This is a genomic window from Bacteroides sp. CAG:633 (assembly GCF_000435115.1).
GTDB lineage: Bacteria > Bacteroidota > Bacteroidia > Bacteroidales > Bacteroidaceae > Bacteroides > Bacteroides ndongoniae.
On sequence record NZ_FR883088.1, the window covers coordinates 17,724 to 28,458 of the forward strand.

The 10,735-nt window shown below is 47.3% G+C and carries 12 protein-coding genes; 9 read left to right on the forward strand and 3 right to left on the reverse strand.

What is annotated here, in order from left to right; translation table 11 throughout:
- Positions 1–70: 70 nt before the first annotated feature.
- Together QVP67_RS09320 and nusG are read right to left on the reverse strand one after the other, a co-directional pair.
- Positions 71–472 (reverse strand): WbuC family cupin fold metalloprotein, encoded by a 402-nt coding sequence (locus QVP67_RS09320; protein WP_022163296.1) that lies wholly within the window; start codon positions 470–472, stop codon positions 71–73.
- Positions 473–841: 369 nt separating this feature from the next.
- On the reverse strand, positions 842–1,921 hold the full coding sequence (gene nusG, locus QVP67_RS09325) for a transcription termination/antitermination protein NusG (protein WP_022163297.1): 1,080 nt from the start codon (positions 1,919–1,921) through the stop codon (positions 842–844).
- A gap of 1,105 nt (positions 1,922–3,026) precedes the next feature.
- Here nusG and pyrB point away from each other — a divergent pair.
- From pyrB to QVP67_RS09370, 9 genes are all read left to right on the forward strand, one after another.
- On the forward strand, positions 3,027–3,965 hold the full coding sequence (pyrB, locus tag QVP67_RS09330) for an aspartate carbamoyltransferase (protein WP_022163298.1): 939 nt from the start codon (positions 3,027–3,029) through the stop codon (positions 3,963–3,965).
- Positions 3,966–4,040: 75 nt separating this feature from the next.
- Entirely contained in the window at positions 4,041–4,499 is a 459-nt protein-coding gene (gene pyrI, locus QVP67_RS09335; RefSeq protein WP_022163299.1) for an aspartate carbamoyltransferase regulatory subunit, read from the forward strand.
- Between the two features lie 24 nt (positions 4,500–4,523).
- Entirely contained in the window at positions 4,524–4,904 is a 381-nt protein-coding gene (locus QVP67_RS09340; protein WP_022163300.1) for a four helix bundle protein, read from the forward strand.
- A gap of 58 nt (positions 4,905–4,962) precedes the next feature.
- The gene (locus QVP67_RS09345) at positions 4,963–5,532 is read left to right on the forward strand and encodes a flavin reductase family protein (protein WP_022163301.1); all 570 of its coding nucleotides are present in this window, start codon (positions 4,963–4,965) and stop codon (positions 5,530–5,532) included.
- Positions 5,533–5,588: 56 nt separating this feature from the next.
- Positions 5,589–6,314 (forward strand): porin family protein, encoded by a 726-nt coding sequence (locus tag QVP67_RS09350; RefSeq protein WP_394331818.1) that lies wholly within the window; start codon positions 5,589–5,591, stop codon positions 6,312–6,314.
- Positions 6,315–6,458: 144 nt separating this feature from the next.
- Positions 6,459–7,739 carry a serine hydroxymethyltransferase gene (gene glyA, locus QVP67_RS09355; RefSeq protein WP_022163303.1) on the forward strand — a complete coding sequence of 427 codons (1,281 nt, stop codon included), beginning with the start codon at positions 6,459–6,461 and terminating at the stop codon, positions 7,737–7,739.
- Positions 7,740–7,921: 182 nt separating this feature from the next.
- On the forward strand, positions 7,922–9,004 hold the full coding sequence (locus QVP67_RS09360) for an AAA family ATPase (RefSeq protein ID WP_022163304.1): 1,083 nt from the start codon (positions 7,922–7,924) through the stop codon (positions 9,002–9,004).
- A complete protein-coding gene (locus QVP67_RS09365; protein ID WP_022163305.1) occupies positions 9,001–9,627 on the forward strand; it encodes a DUF3226 domain-containing protein in 627 nt (208 codons plus the stop codon). Before QVP67_RS09360 ends, QVP67_RS09365 begins: the two co-directional genes overlap by 4 nt.
- On the forward strand, positions 9,624–10,226 hold the full coding sequence (locus QVP67_RS09370; protein ID WP_022163306.1) for a sugar O-acetyltransferase: 603 nt from the start codon (positions 9,624–9,626) through the stop codon (positions 10,224–10,226). The genes QVP67_RS09365 and QVP67_RS09370 overlap by 4 nt, the downstream gene beginning before the upstream one ends.
- Positions 10,227–10,329: 103 nt before the next feature.
- Here QVP67_RS09370 and QVP67_RS09375 read toward each other — a convergent pair.
- The coding region (locus QVP67_RS09375) for an ABC transporter permease (protein WP_288180074.1) at positions 10,330–10,735 on the reverse strand (406 nt) is incomplete at its 5' end.

A 10,735-nucleotide genomic window follows, 5' to 3' on the forward strand; every position in this document is an offset into this window, starting at 1 on the left:
CCAAGCCATAAACCCTAATCTCTAAACCATAAACCCTAAACCTTAAACCCTAAACTCTAAACCATAAACCCTAAACCAACGACATAATATCCTCTTCGCCTAACGGCGCATACGGTCCATCCTTCACTTCCAGAATCACCGAGCCGCTTTCCAATACCTCCAATGTATGCCATTGTCCGGCTGGAATGTGTATCCCATAACTACCTGTTTTCGGATCCAGTACTACCTGTTCCGTTTCCTCTTTCCGGTCGTTATAATACATCACCTTTATTTTTCCTCTCAGCAACACATACGTTTCCGCCGTATGCCGATGACGGTGTATAGGCAATACTGTTCCAGGCTCCAACGCATTCAGCAAGCGTTGTGCCTTTGCGTCCAGGCTGTCATGCAGATTATGATTCATACGCAACCTCGGACTTTCTTTCGCCTGTTGCGTCACTTCATCCAATAGCGTTTCATTAATCAGTCTCATATTTATTATGTTTTGAATGTTTAATGTTGAGGGATGAGGGTTGAGGGATGAGGGTTTAGGGTTGAGGGTTGAGAGTCGAAGGTTAAAGTCGACTATTTCCAAAAGCTTTAGAGGGTGTGTCAGAACTAAAAGTAACTGATATCTTGTATCTTGTTGTTTTTAGGCACGGATTACACGGAATTTCGCGGATGATTATTCTTCTATCTCTGCGTTTTTCCGCGTAATCCGTGCCTAAAAGAAAGCGGTTCCTTAATTTGATACACTTACTCTATTATCACCCTAAACCATAAACCCTAAACGCTAAACCCTAAACCTTCCCTACTTTCCTACTCCCCTAAACCATAAACCCTAAACGCTAAACCCTCAACCCTACACATGTCCCAGCACCCGGTCGTAATCGTCGAGAAAACGAAGAAGGCGTTGTTTGCTCTTCTTGAGCTGCGGCTCGCGTCGCCAAGAGTCAATCAGCGCGTGGGCACGGTCGTAATAGATACTGCTGTCGGTGCAACCGTAAAGGGTGACAAGCAACAGTGCCTGCGACTGCTCGGCCTTGACCAAAGGCAGAAAGGCTGAAACGGCAGCCAACAGCTGACGGCACTCGTCGCGTTGCCCCAAAACGGTGCGTGCACACAACAACAAACAGTAGAGCTTGCTGCGCAGTATGTCAGTATCCATCTGCAATTCGGCATACTGACGCAACACGTCGTCGGCCAGGGCACGGTCGGCATCGGTCACTCCGGCGGGAGTATGATAGCGACACACGGCATCGTGCAGACCTGTAAAAAGGCGGTCGTTGTCGAGGCGGGTATAGACGTGCTTGCCGGTGGTGTTCAGCGCGATGACTTCGTACTGGCCCGGTTGCACGTGCAGCAGGGGTACCCACATCCATTGGTCGACACAGACCACAATCTCTTTACGTCCGGCGCCCGGCTGGATAACGACTTCGGCTTCTACTCCCTGAAAACGTCCTTCGGTGATGCGAACGCGGTCGCCCTTACGCAACTGCCCGGCCTGAGGGACGTAAAGGGGGAGCACATCGCTATAGGAGCGTGCCACCCATTTCAGATTGGCCATGGCTGCATCGGACAGATAGGGATAATGGCTTCCCTCGCGGTCGCGAACACGGGGCAGGAAATTGTACAGGGGGAATTGGCGTTTCAGGCGAAATACTTCGACTTCGGAAGCATGAACAAACACATAATTGTACAGCAGGGGACGCTCGGTGTTGACCAGCTTGCCTCCGGACTCTTTCACTTCGACATAGGAAGGAGCAAAATAGTCGAACAAAGTACCACCTTCGCGAATACGGCGATTCAGCTCGGTCTGCAACCCTTGCGCAGGTCCCCGATGACAGGACGGCAAGGAAAGCACATACCAGCGAACCTGATGACCGTTGCGGACTCCCTCCAGCATTCCGGCATCGACCGTACCAGCGTTTACTTCATTCATAGTCAAATCTCGGCCATATCAGCTTATTGTTATAACAAGCTAATACCCAATATCTTACAATTTAAAATCCGTACATTGCTGAAAATTTCAAGTTCTCCTGTTCTTTCACAACCGAAACAAACAGCCATGTTGGAATTTTCAGTTTTTATACCTTTCCCAATTTACAAATGTTTATCAGTAAGAGAACGCAACGGGAGCTCAAATACTGCATGAACCGGCAAGAAAAAGAATTATTTTCCTTCTACTGCCCGACTGCATCCGGAATGAACCAATATGAACTTCCGAAGCCCGTCTTACTGGTTGCAAAGATGCACATTATTTTATTAACGAACAACTAAAACAGGAGGTAAAATCGAATTTTTTCTTAACAAGGGGAAGGATGAAGACAGATGTTCACCACAGAAAATACGGAGTAACACAGAAGGCACTGGTTTTCAGGAAGGATTACACGAATTGACAGAAACAGGAAAACGGTATGGCGTTATCTGAATTGCAAGTGTGTCATTTTGTCACAAACAACTGAATTTACTTAAGGTTAACTTCGTTGATTTTCAATTCGCAAGTACTCAACTTATTAGTTGACAAGGCTTCAGTTAACAAGTCTACTAGGCTGGAACTTCCTGTTTAACAAAGTACCTCTTGAAACGGCTCGCTACAAACACTTTGTTAACCCGTCAACTTGTTGCTTGTCAACTGAAACCTGAGCTTACGACATCATCGCCTATGCAGTTCGGTAAGATCGAAACTTGAGTGATAAAAAAATGCCCTGCCTATTGTTACAGCGAAACAGCCATTTCTGAAATGGGCGTTTCGGAAACATAAAAAGAAAGGAGCAAAGATAGAAAAAGGTGAGCGCAGAGACAAATGAAAACTAAAGTTTTCAATTTGGCTATGCCGAACCGCATCCTATCTTATCCAAAGATATAAAATATCCTGCAAAGGGCTGTCTATGGATGATATGTAGTTTTTTTGCCGCAAAAAAATGGAGCCGATTGTTTTCAGCTACCGCATTTTTTATCTACCTTTACACTCTCGGAAAATAAGAATTGGAGTCCCGTAAAGTAACTTACCCGTACGGGACCTATCAAAAAAAGTATTCAACAATATGGAAAACAGAAGTTTAGTGACCATTGCCGAACACAGCAGAGAGAAAATTCTCTACATGCTTGAGATGGCAAAACAGTTTGAAGAACGTCCGAACCGACACCTGCTGGACGGAAAAGTCGTAGCAACCCTATTTTTCGAGCCTTCTACACGTACACGGCTCAGCTTTGAGACGGCTGCCAACCGGCTGGGAGCACGCGTCATCGGATTCAGCGACCCGAAAGCGACCAGTTCGTCGAAAGGTGAAACACTGAAGGATACCATCAAGATGGTGAGCAACTATGCAGACATCATCGTGATGAGACACTATCTGGAAGGAGCTGCCCGATATGCCAGCGAGGTGACCAACGTGCCCATCGTGAATGCAGGAGACGGTGCCAACCAGCATCCTTCGCAGACGATGCTCGACCTGTACTCGATCTACAAGACGCAGGGAACACTGGAAAACCTGAACATCTTCCTGGTGGGTGACCTGAAATACGGACGTACCGTACACTCGCTGCTGATGGCCATGAGACACTTTAACCCGACTTTCCACTTCATCGCACCCGATGAGCTGAAAATGCCGGAAGAATACAAAATATACTGCCGCGAACATGGTATAAAATATGTGGAACATACCGACTTCACGGAAGAGACGATAGCGGATGCCGACATCCTGTACATGACACGCGTACAGCGGGAACGCTTCACGGATCTGATGGAGTACGAACGGGTGAAGAACGTATACATCCTGCGCAACAAGATGCTGGAACATACGCGTCCGAACCTGCGCATCCTGCATCCCCTGCCCCGCGTGAACGAAATTGCCTACGACGTGGACGACAATCCGAAGGCTTATTACTTCCAGCAGGCACAGAACGGACTGTATGCCCGTGAAGCGATCCTGTGCGACGTGCTGGGCATCACGCTGGAGGAAGTGAAAATGGAGCATGAATAATGGGAAATCAGTGAATCATTTCCATTGCCAATCCCCCAATTATCAATTTTCAATTATCAATTTTCAATTAAAAAAATGAACGATAAGAAAGAACTGCAGGTGGCCGCTTTGGAGAACGGCACTGTAATCGACCATATTCCTTCCGAGAAGCTGTTTACCGTGGTGTCGCTGCTGGGACTGGAACACATGAACAATAACATCACCATCGGATTCAACCTGAACAGCAAGAAACTGGGTAAGAAAGGCATTATCAAGATTGCCGACAAATTCTTCTGCGACGACGAGATAAACCGTATCGCCGTAGTGGCTCCGAACGTGAAACTGAACATCATCCGCAACTACGAAGTGGTGGAGAAACGGGAGGTGTGTCTGCCCGACGAACTGCACGGCATCGTGAAATGTGCCAATCCGAAATGCATCACCAACAACGAGCCGATGCCTACCCGCTTCCACGTGATAGACAAGGAGCATTGCGTCATCAAATGCCACTATTGCGAGAAGGAACAGAAGAGAGAGGAAATTGAGATTATATAATTAATTGATAATGGAGAATTGATAATGAATAATGACGATAGAAGACAAAGAATCAACGTTGTCGAAGAAAGGAGTTATCAATTCTCCATCCGTATCATCAATTTATACAAGTATTTGGATGAAAACAAGAGGATATACGACATTGCCCGTCAGTTGTTGAGAAGCGGTACAGCCATTGGTGCGCTCATCAAAGAAGCTGTTCACGCACAAAGTAAAGCTGACTTCCTGAACAAGATGAATGTCGCCTTGAAAGAAGCAAACGAAACAATTTATTGGCTTTCATTGCTACACGATACCAATTACTTGAAAGATAATGAGTTCTTATCCATAAACAATGATTGTGAAGAACTCCTCAAATTGTTAATCAGTATCGTAAAAACAACAAAAAATAACCTCAACCACTAATTATCAATTATCAATTCTCCATTATCCATTATCCATTATCAATTATCAATTAAATAAAATGAAAGAAGACTGGAAACCGGGGACGATGATCTATCCGCTGCCGGCTGTGCTGGTGAGCTGCGGAAGCTGTCCCGAAGAATACAACATACTGACAGTGGCATGGACGGGGACCATCTGTTCGAACCCGCCGATGTGCTACATTTCGGTACGGCCGGAACGGTACTCGTACGACATCATCAAGCGGAACATGGAGTTTGTGATCAACCTGACCACCAAGGACATGGCACGGGCTACGGACTGGTGTGGCGTGCGTTCGGGCAGGGATTACAACAAATTCGAGGAAATGCACCTGACACCGGGAAAATGTACGGTTGTGAAGGCTCCCCTGATCGAAGAATCGCCGCTGTGCATCGAATGCCGGGTGAAAGAAATCGTGTCGCTGGGGTCGCACGACATGTTCGTGGCAGACGTGGTGAACGTACGGGCGGAGACAAACCACCTGAACCCGGAAACGGGAAAACTGGAACTGGCCGAGACAAATCCGCTGGTGTATGTGCATGGCGGATACTATGAACTGGGAGATAAGATAGGAAAATTCGGCTGGTCGGTAGAAAAGAAGAAAAAATGAAACGAAGATTTTGGCACTGCTGTATGCTGCTCTGCGCATGTCTGTTCCCGGCAGGAATGTGGGGACAGGATCTGGTTGTGCCCGGAACTCCGGAAACGGAGGAGGTAAAGGAAAAGCCCGAACACGACCATACGGTGAACTTTGGCGCGAAGGGCGGATTTACTTCTTCCCTGTTCCTGGTGCCGCACCTGAACGTGAACGGTGTCAGTATCCAGGAGATACAGAACAATTACCGGATAGGCTACTTCGGGTCGCTGTTTATGCGTATCAACTTCGGGAAGCATTTCCTGCAACCGGAAGTATCGTACACGGTGAACAGCTGCGACATCAGTTTCGACAAACCGTTGCCGGAAGGCAGCAATGCCAATGACATCCCGGAAAAGGCTTCCATCGCATCGACGATACACAGTGTGGACGTCCCGGTGATATACGGCTACAACATCATCAAGGAGGGGCCGTACAGCCTGGCCATTTTCGGAGGGCCCAAGATACGTTTCATGCTGCAGAAGCAGAGCGATATCACTTTCGAGAACTTTGACCAGACCGACATACACGAGACTTTGCGCCCGCTGAACCTTTGTGCCACACTGGGTGTGGCGGTAACCATCTCGCGTATCTTCTTCGATTTCCGGTACGACGTCGGACTGCACAACATGTCGAAGCAGATTGAATATACCGTTCCTCCCGTTGAAGGAATGCCCGGAACAGTAGAGCCAGACAAAGGCATCTACTTCCACCGCAAAGACAACGTGATGAGCTTCTCGCTGGGGGTGTTCTTCTGAAGGGGGATGAGATTTTGCAGCAGTCTGAAAAATATTCTCTGCAACCGAAAAAACGGGGTCCTGCTTTGCGAAACTTAATTTATTTGCCTACTTTTGCGAACCTATAGCAAACAAATGCGGATTTATCAATTTATCTTATAAGAAATGAAAAGAGACGATTTGATTTTCGACATTATCGAAAAAGAACATCAACGCCAGCTGAAAGGCATTGAACTGATTGCATCAGAGAACTTTGTAAGTGACGAAGTGATGCAGGCAATGGGATCCTGCCTGACCAACAAGTATGCGGAAGGATACCCCGGTAAGCGTTACTACGGAGGCTGCGAGGTAGTAGACCAGAGCGAACAGATTGCTATCGACCGTATCAAGAAGATCTTCGGTGCGGAATGGGCCAACGTACAACCGCACTCAGGCGCACAGGCCAATGCTGCCGTTTTCCTGGCCGTACTGAATCCGGGAGACAAATTCATGGGTCTGAACCTGGCACACGGCGGTCACCTGTCACACGGTTCGCTGGTGAATACTTCGGGAATCATCTATCATCCCTGCGAATACAACCTGAATAAAGAAACCGGACGTGTAGACTACGACCAGATGGAAGAAGTGGCTCTGCGCGAAAAACCGAAAATGATTATCGGTGGTGGTTCGGCTTACTCACGTGAATGGGACTACAAGCGCATGCGTGAAATTGCCGACAAGGTAGGCGCTATCCTGATGATCGACATGGCTCACCCTGCCGGTCTGATTGCTGCCGGACTGCTGGACAACCCGGTGAAGTATGCACACATCGTGACTTCGACAACTCATAAGACCCTGCGCGGTCCGCGTGGAGGTATCATCCTGATGGGTAAGGACTTCCCCAACCCCTGGGGCAAGACAACGCCGAAGGGTGAAATCAAGATGATGTCGCAGCTGCTTGACTCGGCCGTATTCCCCGGTATTCAGGGAGGCCCGCTGGAGCATGTTATCGCTGCCAAGGCTGTAGCTTTCGGCGAGATTCTGCAACCCGAATGGAAAGAATATGCTACACAGGTGAAGAAGAACGCCGCCGTACTGGCACAGGCTTTGATCGACCGTGGATTTACTATCGTAAGCGGCGGTACAGACAACCACTCCATGCTGGTAGACCTGCGTTCGAAATATCCTGACCTGACCGGTAAGGTAGCAGAAAAGGCACTGGTTTCGGCCGACATCACCGTGAACAAGAACATGGTGCCGTTCGACAGCCGTTCGGCCTTCCAGACTTCAGGTATCCGTCTGGGTACACCGGCTATCACTACACGCGGTGCCAAGGAAGACCTGATGCTGGAAATCGCAGAAATGATCGAAACAGTATTGTCGAACGTGGACAACGAAGAGGTAATCGCCAAGGTTCGTGCCCGCGTGAACGAGACAATGAAGAATTATCCGATCTTTGCTTATTGATTGAAGTAGGCTTATAACGTATCATAAAAATCCGTGTAATCTGTGTGTGATCTGTGGTGAAAGCCATCGGAGACGCGGATTGCACGGATTTTTTATGTTTTGACAGAAAGTAAAATTTGTCCGTCCAAATACAGACTATAATCAAAATTATTGTAACTTTAGCCCGATAATACGTTGCAGATATGATTTTTAAAGAAGTTGAAATTAATAATTTCAGGGGGATCAAGCATCTTTTTCTGCCTAACTTAAAGCAGGTCAATCTGCTGGTAGGCAAGAACAACTGCGGAAAATCGAGTGTGCTTGACGCACTGTTCCTGCTGTCCGGCTTTTCAAATCCTCTCCTGATTTTGAGAATCAACCAGTTCAGGGATTACGATTCTTTCGCTCAGGAAGATATCAGCCTGAACTTCTACAATATGGCATCGGAAAATCATATTCTGATACAGGGACAAAAGCAAGACGGTACTGTAAGGACACTGGAAATTGCTCCTATCATCTCAGAGTCTTCTCGCATCGTGATATCGGGAGAACAGATTTCGACACAGGCCCTTTCGAATCAGGAAGCGAATATCACTACCGGACTATCCATGAACTTCAGCTATACCCTAACAAATGGAGAAACGATAAGCGACCGCTCGGCCATCCTTATTGACCCTAAAGAAAAAGGGGGAAACGTCCGGATAGAAACGTCGAAACAATACAAGGAAACACTGTCGGGAGTTTACATCAATTCGAAATTCGCATTCAGCATCGCCGTCGAAAACCTGACACGCATCATTGAAGCGAAACAAGAGCCGGTCATCGTAGAGATACTACAGCACGTAGAGCCCAAAATAAAATCCATTCATGTACTGAAATCGGGAGTCAGCGTAGACATCGGACTAAACAGATTGGTTCCTATCAACATGTTAGGAGATGGGATAAGAAAATTACTGGCGATTATCACTTCACTTTATGGCTGCAAAGAAGGGATTATCTTTATTGATGAAATAGATAACGGCATGCATTTCTCTTCATTGGCTTCGCTATGGAAAGCAATCCTGAAAACCGCCCGAATGCTCGACGTACAGGTATTTGCTACTACACACAATATCGAATCACTCCAGGCGCTCAATAAGATACTGAGTGAAATCGATGACAAAGAAATGCAGGATGAAATCATGTGCTATTCCTTAAGGCATCTGCCAACAGATGAAATGAAGGCCTATGAATATCCTTATGAGAAATTTCAATATGTCATTAATCAAGAAATTGAAATAAGATGATCAGAATCTTTGTCGAAGGGAGAGATGCGCAGTTTTTAGAGAAATACCTTGTTTTTCTCTGGGGAGAAAACCGGGAAAGGTGGGAAATTCTGCAAACCAACGGGTATACAAACTTGCCCCTGTTAGATCAGAAGTTTAAAGAGAATACAGAACAAGGAGGAGTGAATCTGATTATTTTTGATGCAGATTTTCCTCAGAATGGAGGCGGGTGTGACCAGAGAAAAAAATATCTCCAGGAACAGTTGGATAATTTATCTATTTCTGCAGATATATTTTTATTTCCCAACAACAGGGAAGACGGTGATTTTGAACTACTGTTGGAACATATTGTCAACGAAGAACATGCCTGTCTGCTGAAATGTTTTGAAGGATATGAGAAATGCGTTGCCGGACACGTAAATCCAGATGGAAGCCTCAAATACATTTCGCCCAACAGAAAGGCTAAGATATATGCTTATATAGAATCTTTTAAAAAATCGAGAAAGGAAACCGAACGATTTAAAAAACAAAAAGATTTCTTCTTTGACAACCCCAAGTATTGGAATCTGGAAACAGAATATTTATCCCCTTTGAAAAACTTTCTGCAAAGTGCAGAAAACAAGCATTCAAACTCAGCTTTATGAAAACCGAAAAACAGAAAGCGGCCGAAGGGCTGCTGTATGATGCCAACAATGATCCGCAGCTGCAACAGGAAATGCTGGAGACGCGTTGCCTGCTGCACGAATACAATCTGCTGCCACCCGACCGTGGCGAGGAACGGGACCGGCTGATACGCCGTATTGTGAACATGGGCGAAGGAGGATGCATCATTTCGCCTTTCTACTGCGACTATGGTTACCACATCCACATCGGAAAGAATTTCTTTGCAAACACCAACTTAGTGATTCTGGACGGAGCCGACGTCAGCATCGGCGATAATGTATTCATCGCTCCCAATGTGGGCATCTATACCGCCGGACATCCGCTGGACGTGGAACAACGCAATGCCGGACTGGAGTATGCTTACCCCATCCGCATCGGCAACAACGTGTGGATCGGAGGGAACGTAGTCATCCTGCCGGGAGTGAGCATAGGCGATGGTGCCGTGATCGGAGCAGGCAGTGTGGTGACAAAGGATATCCCGGCTCATACGGTGGCGGTGGGGAATCCGTGCAGGGTGATGAGAAGCCTCACCCCCAACCCCTCTCCCAAGGAGAGGGGAGGAAGAAGTCTCACAGCCTAAGAGAAGCGGGCAAAGAATATGGCAGTTATTAATAGGTTATCATTATATCAATCTTTCATTCTCAATTCTCCTCTCCTTGGGAGAGGGGTTAGGGGTGAGGCTCTTAATGTGCCTTCCCATTTATCGCCTCCACAATATTCATCCTCGACGCCCGCCAGGCGGGAATACCGGTACTGAGCAAATTGAGCACGAAGCAGAAGAGCAACGCCCAACCAAAAGTAGAGGCATGTATCAGGATGGAGGCATCGACCACAGGCGGATTGAGTGCGGTGGTCCAGTCCTGTGCAAAGAGGGTGTCGCCCCACAGAAAAGCAAAAAGAAAGCTGATTATCAGCCCCAACACACCGGCCAGCAGGGTGACGATGAAGTTCTCTCCCAGTATCTGTCCCAGCAGTTCCATGCGTGTGCAGCCGAAGGCACGGCGTACCCCGATCTCCGCTACCCGGCGGCGCAGGCGGCTCTGCGTCATGCTGCTCAGATTGATGGCAGGCACGATGAGCAGGATGAGG

Bases quoted from the DNA above. Each gene is read 5' to 3' on its own strand.
- QVP67_RS09320 (WP_022163296.1), bottom strand. From the start codon at position 472: ATGAGACTGATTAATGAAACGCTATTGGATGAAGTGACGCAACAGGCG.
- nusG (WP_022163297.1), bottom strand. From the start codon at position 1,921: ATGAATGAAGTAAACGCTGGTACGGTCGATGCCGGAATGCTGGAGGGA.
- pyrB (WP_022163298.1), top strand. From the start codon at position 3,027: ATGGAAAACAGAAGTTTAGTGACCATTGCCGAACACAGCAGAGAGAAA.
- pyrI (WP_022163299.1), top strand. From the start codon at position 4,041: ATGAACGATAAGAAAGAACTGCAGGTGGCCGCTTTGGAGAACGGCACT.
- QVP67_RS09340 (WP_022163300.1), top strand. From the start codon at position 4,524: ATGAATAATGACGATAGAAGACAAAGAATCAACGTTGTCGAAGAAAGG.
- QVP67_RS09345 (WP_022163301.1), top strand. From the start codon at position 4,963: ATGAAAGAAGACTGGAAACCGGGGACGATGATCTATCCGCTGCCGGCT.
- QVP67_RS09350 (WP_394331818.1), top strand. From the start codon at position 5,589: ATGTGGGGACAGGATCTGGTTGTGCCCGGAACTCCGGAAACGGAGGAG.
- glyA (WP_022163303.1), top strand. From the start codon at position 6,459: ATGAAAAGAGACGATTTGATTTTCGACATTATCGAAAAAGAACATCAA.
- QVP67_RS09360 (WP_022163304.1), top strand. From the start codon at position 7,922: ATGATTTTTAAAGAAGTTGAAATTAATAATTTCAGGGGGATCAAGCAT.
- QVP67_RS09365 (WP_022163305.1), top strand. From the start codon at position 9,001: ATGATCAGAATCTTTGTCGAAGGGAGAGATGCGCAGTTTTTAGAGAAA.
- QVP67_RS09370 (WP_022163306.1), top strand. From the start codon at position 9,624: ATGAAAACCGAAAAACAGAAAGCGGCCGAAGGGCTGCTGTATGATGCC.